The organism is Flavobacterium facile (assembly GCF_036321945.1).
In the GTDB taxonomy this organism is placed as follows: Bacteria; Bacteroidota; Bacteroidia; order Flavobacteriales; family Flavobacteriaceae; genus Flavobacterium; species Flavobacterium facile.
In genome coordinates, this window is record NZ_JAZAYT010000033.1 from 58,072 (window position 1) to 77,264 (window position 19,193).

Below are 19,193 nucleotides of genomic sequence, written 5' to 3' on the forward strand. Positions count from 1 at the left end.
CCGAAGGAATTGTTGAGGTGTATGGCGCATCAATTCATCCGTCTAATGATCCTTTTAAAAACAAAACCAAACCATCTGGTTATTTCTTTATGGTGCGGCTAATGGATAGAGATTATTTTGCTAATATTGAAGAAATATGTAGTTCGAAAATTAAATTTTATGAAGGGAATGAAATCGCATTAAAAACAGTTTTTACAACAGTTCCATTACTAGATGTTAATAAAAATGAAGTAGCTAAACTGTATTTAAAAAGAGCTTATAATATTGATTTTGATATTACAAAAAGTATTCTTGCGGTTATGGCAATTGCAATACTTTTAGCTTGGGCAATATTCTTTTATTATGCTGATAAATGGGCCAGATTGCCTTTGAATTTAATAAAGCGAATTTTAAAGAAAAGCGATGTTGATGCCATTGAAGATTTAAAAAACATTAAAGGAGAATTCCGTTACATGGGGAAACTTTTTGAAGAAAATTTCAAGCAAAAAGCAGAACTGATATCTTCTAAACAAAAAGCAGAAGAAAGCGATAAATTGAAATCAGCTTTCTTAATGAATTTATCTCACGAAATTAGAACGCCAATGAACGCAATTGTTGGTTTTTCAGATTTGTTATTAGATGAGAAAACTACAGAAGTAGAAAGGCACGAGTTTGTTAGAATTGTACAACATAATAGCAGAAGTTTACTCAGTATTGTAGATGATTTAATTGAAATGTCTAAAATTGATTCCGATTTAATACAACCAAATTACAGAAATGTTAATTTAGATAATGTATTAAATGCAGCTTTCGAATCGGCAAGTTTCTCAAATAAAAATCCAAATGTTGTTGTGAAATTACAAGAACCAAATGAGAAAGTGAAAACGAACATTGTTACGGATGTTGTCAAGCTAAATCAAATCATTATCAACTTATTAAATAATGCCTTAAAATTCACCGAAGAAGGTTTTGTAATTTTAGATTATGAAGTGGATAGTGCGAATAAACTTATCGTTTTTCATGTTAAAGATTCAGGAATTGGAATGCCGGATGATTTCAAAGACAAAATTTTTAAACGTTTCAATAAAATCAATGCCAAAAATATTTCAGCTAATGAAGGTTTAGGTTTAGGATTGGCAATTTCAAAATCGTACGTGGAAATGTTAGGAGGAACTATTTCTGTAGATACTAAAGAAGGTTTAGGTTCCACTTTTACCTTCACAATTCCTTTAAAATATGCTGAAAAAGATACGGTTGAGGTGGAGAAATTAAATCAAATTGTAAATTTTTATTTAGGTAACGAAGAGGTTATTTTAGTAGCTGAAGATGATAATATCAATTTTAAACTTATCGAAAAATTACTAAAAATAATTAATTTTAATGTGATTAGAGCGAAAGACGGTTTAGAAGCGGTTGAAATTTGTAGAACCAACTCTGATGTCGATTTGGTTTTTATGGATATTAAAATGCCTAATTTAGACGGTTATGGCGCTTTTGAAAAGATACGTGAATTCAATCAAACACTTCCTATAATTGCACAAACTTCCTATTCGTTTCCAGAAGAAGTAGAGAAAATTAAAGAACTAGGTTTCAATGATTTTATTTCTAAACCTATAGATAAAGAGCGTTTATACGAATTGGTAAAAAAACACTTTAATAAGTAATTTTTAAACTATATCATTTTTACAAATTCTTCTAAATAAAATTTACGAAAACGTTTTCTTTTGCTTATTTTTACGCTCAAATTATATGTAATTATGAGTAAACCTTATAAAGTTTCAGTAGATCAAAATCAAGTTTTTAATCTTACTGAAAATAGCTTAACTACTTTAGATGCTGTAAGTGTAGAAGAAAATCATTTTCATATTCTAAACGAAAACACACCTTTTCAGGCAGAAATTATCACTGCCGATTTCAATTCTAGAAAGTATAACGTAAAAGTTAACGGAAACACCTATCAAGTTGCGATTGCTAATGAACTAGATTTATTAATTGAATCTATGGGAATTGCTGTGGGCGCAAACAAAGTAGTCAACGAAGTGAAAGCACCAATGCCAGGATTAATCCTAGAAGTTTGTGTGGCTGTCGGACAAGAAGTTACCGAAAATGAACCTTTACTAATTTTAGAAGCTATGAAAATGGAAAACACATTAGTGTCGCCTCGTAGTGGAAAAATTAAAGCTATTGCCGTTGAAAAAAGCAACGCGGTAGAAAAAGGACAATTGTTAATCGAGTTTGAGTAAAAAAGAGCCAAGTAAAAAGAGCCAAGTAAAAAGTAAAAAGAGCCAAGTCAAAAGTGAAAATCTTTGCGAGCCTTGCGAAACCTTTGCGCTTCTTTGCGGTTAAACAAAAAATAAATGAGAAAAATATTAGTTGCAAATAGAGGTGAGATTGCCATTCGAGTAATGCAAACTGCCAAAAAAATGGGAATTAAAACAGTCGCTGTATATTCTACAGTCGATAGAAATTCGCCGCACGTAAAATTTGCTGATGAAGCCGTTTGTATTGGTGAAGCACCATCGAATCAATCGTATTTATTAGGAGATAAAATTATAGAAGTTTGTAAACAATTAAACGTAGACGGAATTCATCCAGGTTACGGATTTTTGAGTGAGAATTCAGATTTCGCAGAACTAGCCGAAAAAAATAACATTACGTTCATCGGACCAAAATCTAAGGCGATGAAAGTGATGGGAAGTAAATTAGCGGCGAAAGAAGCCGTGAAAGCTTTCAATATTCCTATGGTTCCTGGTTTAGATGAAGCCATTACAGATATCGCTTTAGCGAAGAAAGTTGCGGCAGAAATCGGGTTTCCAATTTTAATCAAGGCCTCAGCTGGTGGTGGTGGAAAAGGAATGCGTATCGTAGAAAACGAAGCGGAATTTGAATCACAAATGGACAGAGCAATTTCTGAAGCTACGAATGCTTTTGGAGATGGTTCTGTTTTTATTGAAAAATATGTTGGTTCTCCTCGTCATATCGAAATACAAATTATGGCGGATAGTCATGGAAATATCTTGTATTTATTCGAAAGAGAATGTAGTATTCAACGTCGTCATCAAAAAGTAGTGGAAGAAGCACCTTCTTCTGTTTTAACTCCAGAAATTAGAAAAGCAATGGGTGAAGCGGCTGTAAAAGTGGCACAATCTTGTGATTATTTAGGAGCTGGAACGGTAGAATTTTTATTAGACGAAAACAAGAATTTCTACTTTTTAGAAATGAATACACGTTTGCAAGTAGAACATCCGGTAACGGAAATGATTACAGGTTTAGATTTGGTAGAAATGCAAATTCGTGTCGCTCGTGGTGAGAAATTAACGATTACTCAGGACGATTTACAAATTAAAGGACATGCGATGGAATTACGTGTGTATGCGGAAGATACACTAAACGATTTCTTACCAAGTGTTGGACATTTAGATGTGTACCAAATCCCAGTAGGTGAGGGTATTCGTGTAGATAATGGTTTCGAACAAGGAATGGATGTGCCGATTTATTACGATCCGATGTTAGCCAAACTAATTACGTATGGTAAAACTCGTGAGGAATCTATCGAATTGATGATTAAAGCGATTGCGAATTATCATATTGAAGGAATTAGTACAACATTGCCATTCGGTACCTTCGTAATGGAGCATGAAGCGTTCCGTTCAGGAGATTTTGATACGAATTTCGTAAAGAAATATTACGACAGTAATAAACTAAAAACCAAGTTCGATAAAGAAGCAGAAATTGCGGCTTTAGTAGCTTTGAAAAGATATTTAGAGGATAAAGAAATAGTTAGAATTCCTAATTAAAGTTAGAAGCTGGAAGACGGGAGCTTGAAGACGGGAATTGGAAGCTGGAAGATAAAGCTTTGCGAACCTTGCGAAATCTTAGCGCTCATTGCGGTTAAAAAAAAGAAATTATGTTAGACAAAATAAAAATATTAGAAGATAAAATCGCCTTAGCTAAATTAGGCGGTGGTGAAAAACGTATTGCTTCGCATCATGCTAAAAAGAAATTAACGGCAAGAGAAAGAGTAGAATACTTAATGGACGAAGGTTCTTTTGAAGAAATTGGTATGTTGGTGACACATCGTACAACAGATTTCGGAATGGAGAAAGAGCAATATTACGGAGATGGAGTAATTACTGGTTACGGAACTATCAACGGAAGAGCGGTTTATATTTTCGCACAAGATTTCACTGTTTTTGGTGGTTCGTTATCTGAAACGCATGCGGAGAAAATCTGTAAAGTGATGGATATGGCTTTGAGAAATGGTGTTCCAATGATTGGTTTAAACGATTCTGGTGGAGCGCGTATTCAAGAAGGTGTGCGTTCTTTAGGTGGTTATGCGGATATCTTTTACAGAAACGTTCAGGCGTCTGGAGTGATTCCACAAATTTCTGCGATTATGGGACCATGTGCTGGTGGAGCGGTTTATTCTCCAGCGATGACCGATTTTACGATGATGGTGGAGAACAACAGTTATATGTTTGTAACGGGTCCAAATGTGGTGAAAACCGTTACGAATGAAGAAGTTACTTCGGAAGAATTAGGAGGAGCGAGTACGCATTCAACGAAATCTGGAGTGGCACATATTACCTCTGAAAATGGAATTGAATGTTTGGAAGACATCAAACGTTTGTTGAGTTACATGCCTCAAAATAACAGAGAAACAGCACCTGCGATTCCGTTTGAATTGAAAGATGAAATTAGAGAACAACTGAGTAACATCGTACCAGATTCTGCGAATAAACCGTACGATATGCATGATGTTATTAAAGGAATTATTGATCAAGATAGTTTCTTTGAGATTCATAAAAACTTTGCGGAGAACATTATTGTTGGTTTTGCACGATTAGGTGGAAGAAGTATTGGTATTGTAGCCAATCAACCAATGTTTTTAGCAGGTTGTTTAGATGTTAACAGTTCGATAAAAGCGGCACGATTTGTACGTTTTTGCGATTGTTTCAACATTCCTTTATTGGTATTAGAAGACGTTCCAGGATTTTTACCAGGAACCGACCAAGAATGGAACGGAATTATTACACACGGAGCGAAATTATTATACGCCTTTAGTGAAGCGACAGTTCCAAGAATTACAGTAATTACGCGTAAAGCTTATGGTGGTGCGTATGACGTAATGAACTCGAAACACATTGGTGCAGATATGAATTTTGCTTGGCCAAGTGCAGAAATTGCCGTAATGGGAGCAAAGGGAGCTTCGGAAATTATCTTTAAGAAAGAAATTAGCGAAGCCGCCGATCCTGCAGCAAAATTATTAGAGAAAGAACAAGAATACGCGGATTTATTCGCGAACCCATACACTGCAGCGCAACGTGGTTTTATTGATGAGGTTATCTTACCAAAAGATACTCGTAAGAAATTAATAAAAGCGTACAGCATGTTAGAAAACAAACAGGTTTTAACTCCGGCAAGAAAACACGGTAACATTCCTTTATAGGATTAGTATAATAACAGAGACTCCCAATGTGAATTGGGAGTTTTTTTTTGCTTCTTATTTGCGATTATAAAATTTGAATATTATGTTAATAGTGGAAATATTGGTACATTTTTAGGAAATAACGGTGCATATTTAGGAAATATCGGTGCATGTTTAGGAAATATTGGTACATGTTTAGGAAATATCGGTACATTTTTAGGAAATGTCGGTGTATTTTTAGGAAATGTCGGTGTATTTTTAGGAAATACCGATGCAATAAATGGAAATACCGATGCAATAAATGGAAATTCGGATGCAATAAATGGAAATGAATATGAAAGAAATGGAAATGACTATGAAAAAAATGGAAATACAGATGCAAGAACTGGAAATAAATATGCAAGAAATGGAAATGACTATGAAAAAAATGGAAATAACTATGAAATAAATGGAAATAACTATGAAAGAAATGAAAATGCGGATGTAATAAATGGAAATACTTATGCAATAAGTGGAAATGAAACTGCTAAAAGTGAAAATGAAGTCGTTAAAAGTAGAAACGAAGTTGAGAATTATTCCTTTATAAAAACAAAAACTCCCAATTTGAAAATGAAATTGGGAGTTTTTATGTTTAAACCAGATAAGTTTTTGAACTTGTTTTAGATTTTATAACTTGGATAAGTTATCGATTTAACAAATATTAATCCATCATAAGAATCGATATAATTACGTTTAATAAAAATGGTTTTTTTGATGTTAAATCCTGCTCCGCCTGAAGTTAGGTGTTTTTTGTCTATTTTAAAAAAGTTTGATTTTTCATTTTCTGAAGCGAATTCCATATCAACAAAATAAATATCAGATTCGGCATTGATTAAAGTCTCTGCAAAAGTGTTTTTATATGGTTTCTCTAATTTTTGATATTCCCATCCACTTGGTTTTCCGTTTTTTAATTTTAAACCAGGTAAAACGCCGATACCAAAATCAAAGCCTACAGCATAATACTTGTCATCATAATTCTTCTTCAAAAGATTTCCTAAATTGATAATACTATTGCTGTGCCCTTTTTTGTTAATATGCTCGTTATGTGCCCAAATGAAAACTTTTTTATCTTTCTCAATATGTTCCATTAACCAAACCAAATTTTTAAACATTTGTTCATCTCTAATATCTGTTTTTGGGTTTTGAATAAATGTGGTGAAGTTTTTTAAATAATTTAGAGCTCTTAAAATACTTAAAAACTCTATATTATTACTATTTGAAAGATAAATAGGATGGTTTTGAATTACTCTTTCAATTTCTTCTAGTTTTGGTATTTGAGAATCAGCCCAAGTATTTTTTTTACTATAATCAGTTTGTTTTTCTGAACAACTGTCTGCTGCTTTTAGTAAGCTTTCTTCAATTATTATTCCGTGTTTTGTGACAAAATTTCGCAATTGGATATTTATATTTTTACCAATTTGGGTATCGATTCCATAAAAACGAATCTGTTCTTCTTTTGGTTTTTTTAAATTGTAATTTCTCATCCATTCTAAAAGATCAACCACTTCTTTACAATACCAAGGTGCAATTGAAAAATTATCTGCTATTGTTTTGCGGTCGCCTTTTCCTCCGCTAATCCATTCGTTTATACCAAGTTCCGCTTGATACGATTCCTCCATTATAAAGATTCTAACGTTTTGTTTTTCAACTAAATGTTTAAAAAACTTCGCTTTGATGTCGAAAAAATCTTTTCCATGATGTGTAGCTTCTCCAAAACCAAAAAATTGAGCTTTAGAAAATTTCTCTGGAGTTTTATTGGTAAAATTAATTAGTTTGCTATCCGGATTTGAATCTTCAATGGTAATGGCGTTTTGATTAATCCAATCTAAAGTAGTTGTTTGTTGCGCTTGTGTATTCAACACAATCAGACAATTAATAATGATAAAAAATATTCTCATTTAATAGGTAATACTAATTTATTTAAACACGAGAGGCTTGACTTTGTTAGGTTTTATTTCGCGAGGTAGCATGTTTTTATCTTTTATTTCAAAACGTGGTGCGCCAAAACCTTTTGCACATCGTACACATTTACCGATTTGTTAAACTGTTTTACAATGCTTGGTTGCGCTTCGCTAGAAATCCAAATTTTTAATTCTGCTTCTAAGTCGAATGTTCCTGCGGTTTCTATGCTGAAACGTGTGATGCTTTTATACGTTATTGTTTTATATTCGGTTTTGCTTCCAGTAAGCCCCTGAACATCGACTAAAATTAGACGTTTGTTAGTAAAAATAAAAGTATCACGAATTAACTTGAAACCTAATTCTATTTCTTCTGAATCGGTTAATAATTGCCCGTATTTTTTTAATAAGTCTTCTTGGGTCACGGCTCCTGCGTTACCTAATAATGATGAAAATATTCCCATGTTTTTTGTTTTTTTGTTGTTTTTGGTTTAATTATTCAACGACCAAATTAGTGCTTTTTCTTTAGTGGCTCTAAAGATAGTACTATGGTCTTCTTTTTTTTCTGGTGAGTAATTCCAATTTAGATTTTGAATGTTCTTTGCCGTTAAAATTTTAGCCAATTTATTAGTCGATTTAAAAATGCTTTTTTCACCTGAACCTGCAAACCAGAATGTTTTTTTGTTATTTGAAAAATGGTTAAGTTGTTCATTGACAGTTTTAACTAAATGCTTATTGTTCCACCAAAGTGAAGGATCGAAAGCGATATAGAAATCGAACATTTCTGGATGTAGTAATAAGGTTTCAGTTACGAAAAGTCCAGCTAAAGATTCTCCGAGGATGCCTTTTTTGGCAGTCGTTTTATATTTTGTATTGATTTCTTGGAAAAGTTCCTCTTGTATAAATGCTCTAAATGCTGCGGAACCACCTACAACTGGTGCAATTTCTTTATCTTCTTCCACTACCGTTTCACCCGTTAAATCTCTTCTGCGTTGTGTGTTTTCAATACCGACTAAAATGATAGGTTGTATCTTTTTAAGTTGTATTAGTTTAGCTAATGTATTGGCAACATGAGGAAAATCTTCCTGAATGCCACCATCAGCCATGTATAAAACAGATAATGAATCGGTACTTTTATTATATTCTGAAGGCAGCCAAACATTAATAACTCTCGTTTCATTTACTTTTTTCGATGCGATTGTAAACGTTTCATGTTTTGGAATGGAATCGTTTTGTTGGGCAATTGTATTTGTAATACTAAGTAAGCACGTTAAGATACAGAAATAAATAGATTTCATTTTAAATTAGTTTAAGTTTTGATTTGCTTACCAAGCTTTTTTGATAGCTTCTAATTTGTAATAAAAAGGAAGAAGAAGTATAAGTTCTAATCTAAGTGTTACACCAGCATTTTCAACAAAAATAGGAATAACAACCATTGAAACAAAACAAATAATAATTCCTGCAATGGCGTCAATTTTTCCTAATTGGATGGCATTGTCTTTTTCAAACCATAAAGAATAGGCAGTGAAAGCTTTAAATGACATTAAAGCAATAATCAAACTACCTAATAGACTTAAAGGTTTGTTGGTTTCAAAACCATATAAAGATAAATCGGCTGTTCCTCCAAAAATTCCAATAAGAAAGCAAGCAATTCCTGCCACTCCCATAATCATAAATAACCAACAAAATACTTTTATCCATACGGGTAATAAGACTCTTCTGTTGACTGGTTTCTTTTCAAATTGATCAAATTGGCTGTTTGTGATTTCTTCCATGTTTTAGAGTGTTTTTATTGTTGTTTTATTGGCTCAAAGTTGTGAGACTTTGTGGAGTGAGGGCTGTAGCTTTTAATATCCCATTACATCTAATGTTTTAATATTATAATATCGTTTTTCTTGAAAATTATCTTCATAGGCTTTAAGGAAAAGTTGAGTGACTGTGTTCTCATCATCAGTGAATTTTGTTTTTTTAAATTTTTCAACTCTTAATTTTATCGCTTCGATATCCATACCTGGAAAAAATTGATAATGAGTTAATTGATAACCAGTCTGGTCTCCAGAATGCATAAAGCTTCTTTTAATTGACATCCATAAGAATTTGATTAAATCTGAATCTTTAGCTATAAGTTGATGAAAGTTTTTATCATAAAAATCACTATGGTCATTTTTAACGAAATCTAAAATACAAGCAAGTTCGTCTTCATTTAAAGTTTCAGGAGTTTTGAGTTCTTTTTCAAAAATCACTTTGCTGCTAAGATTATGAATTTCTTTTATTTTTTTAATAAAATTTTCATCATTTTTTTCATCATTTGATTCCATACCGTTTACTAGCAAAATATGCCATAAATGATTGTATGATAATTTACCTTCATCAAATTTATGTTTTGCATGTAAGATGGTATCAGCAATATAGAATGATGAAAATTTAAAATTGTTTTTGGGTTTATTTATATGTTGTAAAATTAATTCTCTTCTCTTCTCAATATTTGAAACTTTTTCTAACTGTTTTGAACAAAACCTTAAAACAATCATATATTCAGAATCAAACCCGAAAAAGGATTCTTTTGTAAATTTTAACGAATCTGTGAAGCAAAGATTGGCAGAAATGATATTCGCAATTTCTAGAGGGCTTGATTTTTTACTTTTAATCTCAACCCAATTTAAAAAACCAAATAATTTTTTTTCAGAATTTATCTTTTTTAGTATTTCAAGTTTTTCATCTATAATAGTACTATGAATGTATTTTTCAAATAATGACTCTTGTATGTCAAAAGATGACAATTGAAGATTAAAATATCTGTCAAAATAGTTTTCATTAGAGACTCTTTTTTCACGAATTAAATCATGAGTATTGGTGGTTTTGAAAAAGCCTAAAGCATTGTGAGAAAACAAATTATTTAATATTTCTATTGTTGTATTATCAAAATTTGATTGAAAAATAAAGTCAGAAACTGATTGTTTTTTTGTATTTCCAAAATTATTTTCTTCGCTCTTAAAAATAAGATTTTCTTTATTTTCAATAACAAATTCGTAAGCAGGATAATTAAATATTCTTAACGATTCTACTAATAAGAAGTCAATAATATTAAGTTCATTGTAGATTGATGAAAGTCTTAATTTTATGCTATTATTAAATCTGTAAATATCTCTAAGTGATGTGAAAAAATTTAGTAATGATTTCGATTTTATTTCTTTTGATAACTCTATTAATTTTACTTGAAGTTCCCCTTCAGGGAATAAATTTGATAAACTATCAATAAAAATACGTGAAATATTTTGTGTTGAAATTTTAGGAAGAGTGTAGTCTACTTGAACTATTTTTTCAATATACTTTTTGCCATTTTCTCCAAATTGATTATCAAGAGCGGATGTTACAACTTTTTGGTCGTATGCCAAAATGAAAATAGTATTTGCAAAATTTCCATTTAGTTTTACTAATTGAAAAATATCTGTAATTTCTGATGGAGTTAATCTATCAATATCATCAATGGTTATGTAAAGTTTTACTTTTGATTTGATTAGAATTTCATCAAGTTCTTTTTTTAATTGGGCTAAATCTTTTTCTTTATTTATTCCTTCTAAAAATTCTTGAACTTCTTTTACCGCATCTCCTGCTCCAGAATGGACATATTTAAGCCAGTTTAGATGGCTTAAGAAATCTGCTATTTTTTGTGATGCACCTTTAAGCTTTTCTTTATTACTTTCGAGTTTCAAAAACATTTCTTTTAAAAAAATATTTTGAAGTTCCTTTTGACCTGAGAACATCCAAGGATTAAACCTAAGTGTTATTATTTCACAACCATTCTCTGAAGAGATTCTCTCAACCTCATTTATTATAAAATTTATTAAAGTAGATTTTCCAGATCCCCAATTACCATTTATTCCTAATACAATACTTTCATTATTTTCTTGAAAAGATTTAACTAAGCCATCTGCTATTTCTGATGCAAAAGTGAATCTGCCTAATTTGTCATCTTCGTAATTTATTAAAGGTAAATCTGTATTCATGTAATAGATGTTTAATGATGAAATTGAAAAAAAAGACTATAACTTGTTTATGTACTCAATTATAGTTAAGTACCCCAAACATACAAAAAATCCCACAAAAAAAGACCGCTACTAGCAGTCTTTATGTTGTCAACTTATTAACAAGTTTATTTTTAACTTAAAATTTTGGCTTCTAAACCTACCATCTCAATTTGTTTTTTGTGTTGTTCAATTTGGTATTTGTTAAAGTTATCCCATCTTGTAAAACTGTCTCTTTTTTGGTTGCTCATGGCGTTGATGCAAACGTTATTGTCTTTGTATTTGTCGTGTAATACTTCTAATATCTTAAAGAAAAATTCGTCTAATAAAACTATAGCCTCAAATTCTGATTTAAAATGGGTTAGTTGTAATACCTCTAAAACTTCTGCTTTTTCTTCAGCAGTCATTTCGGTAGTATAACCGTGTTTTAACGATTTAAAAATGATGTTGTTCCAAACCTTACTGTCGTGTCCCCAAGCTACATCGGTTACGTTTAAAGAATGTTCGCAAATTAATAGTATCGCATAAAGTACGTCTTGTAAATAGGAGATAGGAAACTCATCAAAACTTCTAAATTCGAAGCCACTTTGGTACATTTTTTCTTGATTGAAATCTAAACCGACATCAGAAAGTAAATTGTATTCCATGTCGTTTTCAATTTGATCTCTCCACCAAATGTTTTCTTCTTTTGTGAACTTTAATAGTTTTCTAAAATCTTCTACTTTATAGGTTAGTATTTTACCTTTCGGCATCACTTTATTATACGTACCCACGCCAATATAACGTGACATGGCATTTCGCATAGAACCTAAAGCGTAATTTTTATCTAAATTAAACTTTTCACTAATCACACCCATAATATCCGGACTTCCTAACGTAGCAATAAAAAGCGGCTGAAACCATTGTAATAAATACATGGCATTCGCGTGTGTTTTGTCGAAGGCATCGTAATCTACTATTCGGCTGTTTTGCGTTAGAGTAGGTAAGGTAAGGTGAAAATGATACGTCCCGTTATTGAACAAAACAATATTTTCTTGGTTCGACATGAACATGTTTAGTCCGCTGTTGTAGGCAGGAAAATGAAGCTTTTCTTCTAGTACTCCCGATTCGTTAATTTTATCAACAAATAAATTTTTTGTTGTAATTAATTCATTGCAAGATTCTTCTATGGTTCTGTTTTCGAAATATTTAGTGACAAATTCAATAGAATCCCCATCAAAACAAACGGATCCCATTGGATTTGTTTTAGTAGTAATCATGCTACTAATGTTGAACGGTTGTTTTTCTAGAAAGTTTTCTAAAATGCTTTTGCCTAAATAATCAGGGTTTTCAATAGTTTCGATACTGATGCTGCCGTTGTCTGGAGCTTCCGTTTCGATTTTTTTGGCTATTGTTTTATGGTTGTATTTTAAATCTAATTTTTCTAAAGAATGACTATTGATCATTCTACTTATAAAATAGTTTTTGTTTTCTTCGAAACCGGTTTTTAAAGCTAAAGACAAACTTCCTGGTTTGTAATAGGTGGTGTAGTCTAAACTATATCTTTCACGCCCTACTTTTTCATGTATAAATGCACCAGACACCGTTAGAGGATCTTCAAATTGAATATAGGTTTCGTTTTCTAATCCAATTCCCCAATAATACTTTGTTGTCTGATTGTCTTTCATTTATACGTTTGTTCTTTTAAGTTTGATATATTGTTTTTATCCGTTGGATATAATTTGTTTTTGCTGCTATTTTTTTGTCAGAAACTTGTTTCGAGAACAAGAAATATTTCATTAAAAACTATTCTCGATACTTTTTTTTTCCGCTTCACTGCACAAAAAACACTCGAATTGACGTTTTAAATACTTGTACACGGCGGTTATTTTTTATTGCTTCTTTGTTATTCGTGATAGTAAAACACATGAGACGAATAACGTTCGTGATTCCACCAATCTTTTCTGGCTCTGGCGAAATAATTATAATTTATTTTACCGGCTTGAGATTGTAATGGGTATTTGACCACGCCATTTTCTCGGAATGCTTTTTTGGTTTTGGTTTCTGGGACAATTGGTACAATATGTCCTGATAAACCTACTATTTTTCTTTTGGCACAAATGATACCTACGCCACCTTCTGTGTTTACTTTATGTTGAATTTCGTCTAAATCGGTCATTTTTTTCCAACCAAAACTAGCGCCCCAAACTCCAAACCAATCGTGAATCGCACTCGAGTAAATGTTATCTACCGTTTCACCGAAAACTGGTTCCACTTCTTCGCCGTTTAATACTCTTTGTAAGGCTTCATCTGTCCACCAAATAGTGGGCAAATAGACTTTTGAAAAGTAACAGTAATCGTAAGAGTACACGTTGCAATAGGTGTCTTCAACCGTTCTTTGGTATCTTGTGCTTTTTGTAACGTTTAGTTTTTCAATTAATTGACCTAAACTTTCTTTTTTGGTTTCCAAATTAGTTAGATCTCTGTAAGGAACACCTTCATCGCTAATAGGATGAATTTTCATTAAGAAAGAATCTAATCTAGAATCTGGATGTGGTAATAATTGCGCTTTTTTTATTCTACTGTCAACTTTTGTTACTTCTACAAGAGTTTTTATATCTGATGATGTAGTACTATTTTTCATTGTTACTGTCTTACTTAAATAATTTTTTCAACTTTCAATTAATAAGGTTTTAACCGTTTTGAAATATACTAGTTTTTTTTAATTATTGACAATTAAATTTACTTAGTTTTCAAAAGTATCAAAATATCTTATAAAAAAAAATTAAAATGTAAAACGTATCAATTTTCTTTTAACTACAAATGCTAAGCTTATGCGGGTTCGTTAACAAAATCCATTCGTACCAAACCGTCATCGTCAATTTTTGTTAGGGTGATTTCGTGTAACGTGTTGGCTAATTCTGGGTTCCAAGGTGTTTTTACTTTTACGTAATTTTCTGTAAAACCAGTAATGTAACCTTCTTTGTTTTCGTTTTCAAATAAAACCGTTCTTGTTGTACCAATCTGACTTTCATAATACGCTCTGCGTTTTTTAACTGAAAGTCCGCGTAACATTTTACTGCGTTTGCTTCTTACGTTAGCTGGCACAGCGCCTGGCATATTTGCAGCTTCCGTATTGTCGCGTTCACTATAGGTAAACACGTGCAAATACGAAATGTTCATTTCATTTAAATAATTGTACGTTTCTAAGAAGTGTTCGTCGGTTTCACCAGGAAATCCAACAATCACATCCACACCAATACAAGCGTGAGGCATGACTTCCTTGATTTTATTTACGCGTTCCGTATAAATTTCACGTTGGTAACGACGCTTCATTTTTCCTAAAATTTCATTGCTTCCACTTTGTAAGGGAATATGAAAATGCGGTACAAACGTTCTGCTTTTGCTTACAAATTCTATCGTTTCGTTTTTTAGTAAATTAGGCTCAATACTTGAAATTCTTAGTCTTTCAATACCATCCACTTTGTCTAATTCTTGCACTAATTCTAAGAAAGTATGTTCGTGTTTTTTGTTTCCGAATTCTCCTTTACCGTAATCGCCAATGTTTACACCGGTTAATACAATTTCTTTGATGTTTTGCTCTGAAATTTCTTTCGCGTTTTTCAATACATTTTCCAAAGCATCACTTCTAGAAATTCCACGCGCTAACGGAATCGTACAATATGTACATTTATAATCGCAACCATCTTGCACTTTTAGGAAAGCACGCGTTCTGTCGCCAATAGAATAACTTCCGACATAAAAATCGGCTTCTTCAATTTCGCAACTGTGTACTTCGCCCATATCGTTTTTAGATAGGTCGTTGATGTAATCGGTAATTTTAAATTTTTCTGTAGCACCTAAAACCAAATCTACGCCATCAACTGCGGCTAATTCTTCTGGTTTTAGTTGGGCGTAACAACCAACGGCGGCTACAAAAGCTTTGTCGTTTAGTTTCATGGCTTTTTTCACCACCTGTTTAAACTGTCTATCGGCGTTTTCCGTAACCGAACATGTGTTTATTACATATATATCGGCAACTTCTTCAAAATCTACCCTGTCAAAACCTTCATCATTGAAGTTTCTGGCAATCGTAGAAGTTTCCGAAAAATTCAGTTTACAACCTAGTGTATAAAAAGCTACTTTTTTTCTATCAGACATAATCATTTTCTTTGGGCGTGCCCTTTCAGGTCGTGCTATCCGTTACAATCTTTTTTTATGTCTTGAAAAAAAGCCACAAAAAAAGGATTTCCACTACAAACGAAGTTCACTGAACTCCGATGCAAATAAAAACAATGTGAAGTAATCACTCACGCAAATCGGATGCAAAATTACGTATTTTTTATATAAGGAGCAATAGCTTGCTACGAAGACGCAAAGGTTCATTTTGATACTAAGACACAAAGGCGCAAAGTTTTGTTCTTTTTCACGCAAAGTCGCAGAGGTGCAAAGCAAATTTGGGTTTGAATTTTTATATTACTTTGAATTATCCTGCAAGGTTTCTAAAACCTTGTAGGTATTTTGAAAAACATATTTTTTTATATCTTAGCGTTTTAAACCAACAATTTGTATGAAAAGTAAAAGAACGTCATCAATTTTAATGATTATTTTAGGATTGTTTGTTTTGTCAAGGTTTGTTTTTAATATTGATTTAAGTTATAGTAGCAGAGATGTTAACTATATAATAATTAGCATTTGTGCGTTTGTTTTTGTTGTATTGGGTTTTGTTTCATTATGCAACATTATTAAGAAAGAAAAAACTTCATAAGATTTAACGGTAAAACCTATATGGTTTTGGAAACCTTGCAGGAATTGTTATTAAAGAAAACAGGGCTGAAAAACGGTTGTATTTTTCTTTTCAAAAAAAGTTTGTGTAATTAATATAAATACCTATATTTGCACCCTGAAATAAAAACAAAATTAACAAAAGGTTATAAGGCGTTTACACCTTTTTATGTAAAAAGCCGCGAAACAAATTATAATCATACATTTAAAGATTTACAAAATGAGAAAAGGAATTCACCCAGAAAATTACAGATTAGTCGCTTTTAAAGACATGTCTAACGAAGATGTATTCATCACAAAATCAACAGTTGAAACTAAAGAAACTATCACTCACGAAGGTGTTGAGTATCCAGTTTTCAAAATGGAGATTTCTAGAACGTCTCACCCTTTTTACACAGGTAAATCTAAACTTATTGATACTGCAGGACGTATTGATAAATTCAAAACTAAATATGCTAAATTCTCTAAAGAATAGTAGAATTTATATAATTATACAAAACCTCGAATTTATTCGGGGTTTTTTTATGCGCTAAAGGGAAGGATTTTTTTGCTTGGTCAATTTAATTATTTTACTTTTACCATTCAACTTAGAAATTTACAAAATGAACTATATCCTTTTTGATGGCCCGCATCGTAATGCTTTGTTACCGTTTACCTTCACCAGACCTGTTGCCGATATTCGTGTAGGGATTTTAACCATTCGTGAAAAATGGGAAAAATATTTAGGTTATACAACCACTACCATTACCGAAGAATATTTGTCAGACAAATGGCCAATGGTAGAAATGGAAAACAATGTGATGATTAACGCTTCGTTTTTACCGAATGATATTTTGGTGGAAATGGTAAAGAATTTAGAAGTCAACCAAGCGATTTTCCAAGACGAAGAAGTGGTGGCGTTTTTTGCTAAAGAAGGAGAAGAAGTCGATTTTGATTCTTTTGAAGTGATAGAATTCACCAACGAATGCATTAAAATAGAAAACACTTGGGATATTTTTCAAAAAAACGACGTTGCCATTCGTGAAGATTTCGAATTGTTAACTGAAGATAGGTATTCACAACCGATTCCTAAATCGGTAAACGTATTGTCACCAGAACATATTTTTATAGAAGAAGGTGCGAAATTAGAATTTGTTACTTTAAACGCATCAACAGGACCTATTTATATCGGTAAAAATGCTGAAATTATGGAAGGTTCTGTCATTCGTGGACCATTTGCTTTGTGCGAATCGGGTAGAGTGAAACTAGCGACGAAAGTATATGGCGCTACAACAGTTGGACCACATTCTGTAATTGGTGGTGAAGTCAACAATTCGGTTTTATTTGCGTATTCGAATAAAGGTCATGATGGGTTTTTAGGAAATGCTGTTTTAGGAGAATGGTGTAATATTGGCGCAGATAGTAACAATAGTAACCTAAAAAACAACTACGAAGAAGTGAAATTGTGGAGTTACGAAACGGAAAATTTCGCTAAAACAGGCTTGCAATTTTGCGGATTAATGATGGGAGATCATAGTAAATGTGGTATCAATACCATGTTTAACACAGGAACAGTTGTTGGTGTAAGTACGAATGTTTTTGGGGCAGGTTTCCCAAGGAATTTTGTGCCTAGTTTCAGTTGGGGCGGCGCTTCAGGGTTTACAACGTATGTAACTAAAAAAGCATTTGATACGGCTAAAATTGTAATGGCACGAAGAAATGTAGAGTTTTCTGAAGAAGATGCTAAAATTTTAGAACACGTTTTTGAAGAAACTAAAAAATATAGAAAAGAGTAATGGAAGTCTTGATAAGTGCAATCGTTATTTTTTTAGTTTTTGCTTTTTATATTTATAAGATTTCCTATTTTTATGATTACAGATATATTGGAAATGTAATACGTTTTTTAGTTTTTTATTTTATACTAGTAAACATTGTAGGTTATGTTTTTAAGTATTTTTCTAAAGATTTATTTGAGAATAATGTAATTTTTTCTCTAACAATTTTTATTTTGTGTCTAATTATGTCAATTTTGTTTAGGGCTTATTTGATTAAAAAATTTGGAAAAGAAGAACGATTCGCCAACTTAGAAGAGATAGAAGATATTGGTAATTTAAAAGAATAAAATATGTTTGGAATTATATTAATTTATTGGGTTGGAAAATATTTTTACCAATTGGCAATCGAGTTTAATAAAAGTAAATGGGGATATGCTGTTTTAGGATTGGCGACTTATTATGGTAGTCAAATATTATTTGGTTTTATTATAGCTATTTTCAATGAGATTTTCGTTTTAGGTATCGATTTTGAAAGTATAGGAATTAATTTATTAGGAATACCTATTGGAGGTTTATCTTGTTATTTTTTATATAACTTTCTAGAGAAAAAATGGAAAAGAGAATATGTAAATCCATTAGCAGAAATCGATTCCATTGGAGTTTCAAATGAGTAAATTAAAAACGCTGCTATAAAATTATGTATCAGCGTTTTTTTTGAGACACTTTCAACGTGATAAACATGTCGGAGTGACATCAACACAGATGGTGCTGATTTAAAATAAATGAACCGCAGATTCACAGATTATTACATCTTGAATTTGCGGTTTTTTGTTTTTTACTCCAACTTGTTATTCTTAAAGAATCTAGATATTATTTGGCGTTTGCATCCTAATTTGCTTCAGAATATTTTTTAAAATTATCTAATATCATCTGCCAACCTGTTTGTTGCAATTCTTCAGAATTTTCTGTTTCTGGATCAAATTTTTCAATAATTTCTATACCTTCTTCGGTTTCTTGAAAAGTGATGTGAATTTTTCTATCATCTGCTAAAACGTAACTTATTTTTGAAAACAGTTCAATTTCGGTATAAATTCCAGTAAAATCGAAGCTCATTTCGCCGTTTTTAGCTGCCATTGTATAGTTAAAAGATTTCCCAACTTCTAAAACGTTTTCTGCTTTCGGACAATGCCAATCGTCTCCAGCATAATTCCAGTTCATTACGTGTTTTGGGTTCGTGAAATAGTCCCAAACTTGGGCAATTGTTTTGTTTTTGATTGTTGTGTTTACAGTAATCATAATCTAATTA

At 31.9% G+C, this 19,193-nt stretch carries 17 protein-coding genes; 8 read left to right on the top strand and 9 right to left on the bottom strand.

Annotation, left to right across the window (positions count from 1 at the left end):
* Positions 1-17: 17 nt before the first annotated feature.
* The 5 genes from UEQ13_RS09310 (at position 18) to UEQ13_RS09330 (ending at position 6,070) form a co-directional block, all read left to right on the top strand.
* Positions 18-1,643 carry a response regulator gene (locus tag UEQ13_RS09310; RefSeq protein ID WP_329806080.1) on the top strand — a complete coding sequence of 542 codons (1,626 nt, stop codon included), beginning with the start codon at positions 18-20 and terminating at the stop codon, positions 1,641-1,643.
* Between the two features lie 93 nt (positions 1,644-1,736).
* Positions 1,737-2,222 (top strand): acetyl-CoA carboxylase biotin carboxyl carrier protein subunit, encoded by a 486-nt coding sequence (locus tag UEQ13_RS09315; RefSeq protein ID WP_329806081.1) that lies wholly within the window; start codon positions 1,737-1,739, stop codon positions 2,220-2,222.
* A gap of 114 nt (positions 2,223-2,336) precedes the next feature.
* A complete protein-coding gene (accC, locus tag UEQ13_RS09320) occupies positions 2,337-3,776 on the top strand; it encodes an acetyl-CoA carboxylase biotin carboxylase subunit (protein WP_329806082.1) in 1,440 nt (479 codons plus the stop codon).
* A gap of 110 nt (positions 3,777-3,886) precedes the next feature.
* Entirely contained in the window at positions 3,887-5,428 is a 1,542-nt protein-coding gene (locus tag UEQ13_RS09325) for an acyl-CoA carboxylase subunit beta (protein WP_329806083.1), read from the top strand.
* Between the two features lie 33 nt (positions 5,429-5,461).
* The gene (locus tag UEQ13_RS09330; RefSeq protein WP_329806084.1) at positions 5,462-6,070 is read left to right on the top strand and encodes a hypothetical protein; all 609 of its coding nucleotides are present in this window, start codon (positions 5,462-5,464) and stop codon (positions 6,068-6,070) included.
* On the opposite strand, the gene UEQ13_RS09335 is transcribed toward UEQ13_RS09330, so the two are convergent.
* The 8 genes from UEQ13_RS09335 to mtaB form a co-directional block, all read right to left on the bottom strand.
* Positions 6,067-7,344, bottom strand: coding sequence for an erythromycin esterase family protein (locus UEQ13_RS09335; protein ID WP_329806085.1), 1,278 nt, complete (start codon positions 7,342-7,344; stop codon positions 6,067-6,069). The two genes, UEQ13_RS09330 and UEQ13_RS09335, sit on opposite strands and share 4 nt — an antisense overlap.
* An 83-nt stretch (positions 7,345-7,427) precedes the next feature.
* Entirely contained in the window at positions 7,428-7,808 is a 381-nt protein-coding gene (locus tag UEQ13_RS09340; protein ID WP_166126145.1) for a PH domain-containing protein, read from the bottom strand.
* Between the two features lie 27 nt (positions 7,809-7,835).
* On the bottom strand, positions 7,836-8,642 hold the full coding sequence (locus UEQ13_RS09345; RefSeq protein ID WP_329806086.1) for an alpha/beta hydrolase: 807 nt from the start codon (positions 8,640-8,642) through the stop codon (positions 7,836-7,838).
* Between the two features lie 27 nt (positions 8,643-8,669).
* The gene (locus tag UEQ13_RS09350; RefSeq protein WP_329806087.1) at positions 8,670-9,119 is read right to left on the bottom strand and encodes a hypothetical protein; all 450 of its coding nucleotides are present in this window, start codon (positions 9,117-9,119) and stop codon (positions 8,670-8,672) included.
* A 72-nt stretch (positions 9,120-9,191) separates the two neighbouring features.
* Positions 9,192-11,351 carry a KAP family P-loop NTPase fold protein gene (locus tag UEQ13_RS09355; RefSeq protein ID WP_329806088.1) on the bottom strand — a complete coding sequence of 720 codons (2,160 nt, stop codon included), beginning with the start codon at positions 11,349-11,351 and terminating at the stop codon, positions 9,192-9,194.
* A 152-nt stretch (positions 11,352-11,503) separates the two neighbouring features.
* A complete protein-coding gene (locus UEQ13_RS09360) occupies positions 11,504-13,036 on the bottom strand; it encodes a hypothetical protein (RefSeq protein WP_329806089.1) in 1,533 nt (510 codons plus the stop codon).
* A gap of 218 nt (positions 13,037-13,254) precedes the next feature.
* Complete coding sequence (locus UEQ13_RS09365) at positions 13,255-13,992, bottom strand: hypothetical protein (protein WP_329806090.1); 738 nt, start codon at positions 13,990-13,992, stop codon at positions 13,255-13,257.
* Between the two features lie 188 nt (positions 13,993-14,180).
* Positions 14,181-15,509, bottom strand: a complete 1,329-nt coding sequence (mtaB, locus tag UEQ13_RS09370; RefSeq protein WP_329806091.1) for a tRNA (N(6)-L-threonylcarbamoyladenosine(37)-C(2))-methylthiotransferase MtaB — start codon at positions 15,507-15,509, stop codon at positions 14,181-14,183.
* Between the two features lie 844 nt (positions 15,510-16,353).
* Here mtaB and UEQ13_RS09375 point away from each other — a divergent pair.
* The 3 genes from UEQ13_RS09375 (at position 16,354) to UEQ13_RS09385 (ending at position 18,561) form a co-directional block, all read left to right on the top strand.
* A complete protein-coding gene (locus UEQ13_RS09375) occupies positions 16,354-16,608 on the top strand; it encodes a type B 50S ribosomal protein L31 (RefSeq protein ID WP_329806092.1) in 255 nt (84 codons plus the stop codon).
* 127 nt (positions 16,609-16,735) lie between these two features.
* A complete protein-coding gene (locus UEQ13_RS09380; RefSeq protein WP_329806093.1) occupies positions 16,736-17,908 on the top strand; it encodes a GlmU family protein in 1,173 nt (390 codons plus the stop codon).
* Positions 17,909-18,237: 329 nt separating this feature from the next.
* On the top strand, positions 18,238-18,561 hold the full coding sequence (locus tag UEQ13_RS09385; protein ID WP_329806094.1) for a hypothetical protein: 324 nt from the start codon (positions 18,238-18,240) through the stop codon (positions 18,559-18,561).
* A gap of 214 nt (positions 18,562-18,775) precedes the next feature.
* On the opposite strand, the gene UEQ13_RS09390 is transcribed toward UEQ13_RS09385, so the two are convergent.
* A complete protein-coding gene (locus UEQ13_RS09390; protein WP_329806095.1) occupies positions 18,776-19,183 on the bottom strand; it encodes an SRPBCC domain-containing protein in 408 nt (135 codons plus the stop codon).
* Positions 19,184-19,193 lie beyond the last annotated feature (10 nt).

Excerpts from the sequence above, each read along its gene's own strand:
- UEQ13_RS09315 (WP_329806081.1), top strand. The coding sequence starts at position 1,737 with ATGAGTAAACCTTATAAAGTTTCAGTAGATCAAAATCAAGTTTTTAAT.
- accC (WP_329806082.1), top strand. The coding sequence starts at position 2,337 with ATGAGAAAAATATTAGTTGCAAATAGAGGTGAGATTGCCATTCGAGTA.
- UEQ13_RS09325 (WP_329806083.1), top strand. The coding sequence starts at position 3,887 with ATGTTAGACAAAATAAAAATATTAGAAGATAAAATCGCCTTAGCTAAA.
- UEQ13_RS09335 (WP_329806085.1), bottom strand. The coding sequence starts at position 7,344 with ATGAGAATATTTTTTATCATTATTAATTGTCTGATTGTGTTGAATACA.
- UEQ13_RS09340 (WP_166126145.1), bottom strand. The coding sequence starts at position 7,808 with ATGGGAATATTTTCATCATTATTAGGTAACGCAGGAGCCGTGACCCAA.
- UEQ13_RS09345 (WP_329806086.1), bottom strand. The coding sequence starts at position 8,642 with ATGAAATCTATTTATTTCTGTATCTTAACGTGCTTACTTAGTATTACA.
- UEQ13_RS09350 (WP_329806087.1), bottom strand. The coding sequence starts at position 9,119 with ATGGAAGAAATCACAAACAGCCAATTTGATCAATTTGAAAAGAAACCA.
- UEQ13_RS09355 (WP_329806088.1), bottom strand. The coding sequence starts at position 11,351 with ATGAATACAGATTTACCTTTAATAAATTACGAAGATGACAAATTAGGC.
- UEQ13_RS09360 (WP_329806089.1), bottom strand. The coding sequence starts at position 13,036 with ATGAAAGACAATCAGACAACAAAGTATTATTGGGGAATTGGATTAGAA.
- UEQ13_RS09365 (WP_329806090.1), bottom strand. The coding sequence starts at position 13,992 with ATGAAAAATAGTACTACATCATCAGATATAAAAACTCTTGTAGAAGTA.
- mtaB (WP_329806091.1), bottom strand. The coding sequence starts at position 15,509 with ATGTCTGATAGAAAAAAAGTAGCTTTTTATACACTAGGTTGTAAACTG.
- UEQ13_RS09375 (WP_329806092.1), top strand. The coding sequence starts at position 16,354 with ATGAGAAAAGGAATTCACCCAGAAAATTACAGATTAGTCGCTTTTAAA.
- UEQ13_RS09380 (WP_329806093.1), top strand. The coding sequence starts at position 16,736 with ATGAACTATATCCTTTTTGATGGCCCGCATCGTAATGCTTTGTTACCG.
- UEQ13_RS09385 (WP_329806094.1), top strand. The coding sequence starts at position 18,238 with ATGTTTGGAATTATATTAATTTATTGGGTTGGAAAATATTTTTACCAA.
- UEQ13_RS09390 (WP_329806095.1), bottom strand. The coding sequence starts at position 19,183 with ATGATTACTGTAAACACAACAATCAAAAACAAAACAATTGCCCAAGTT.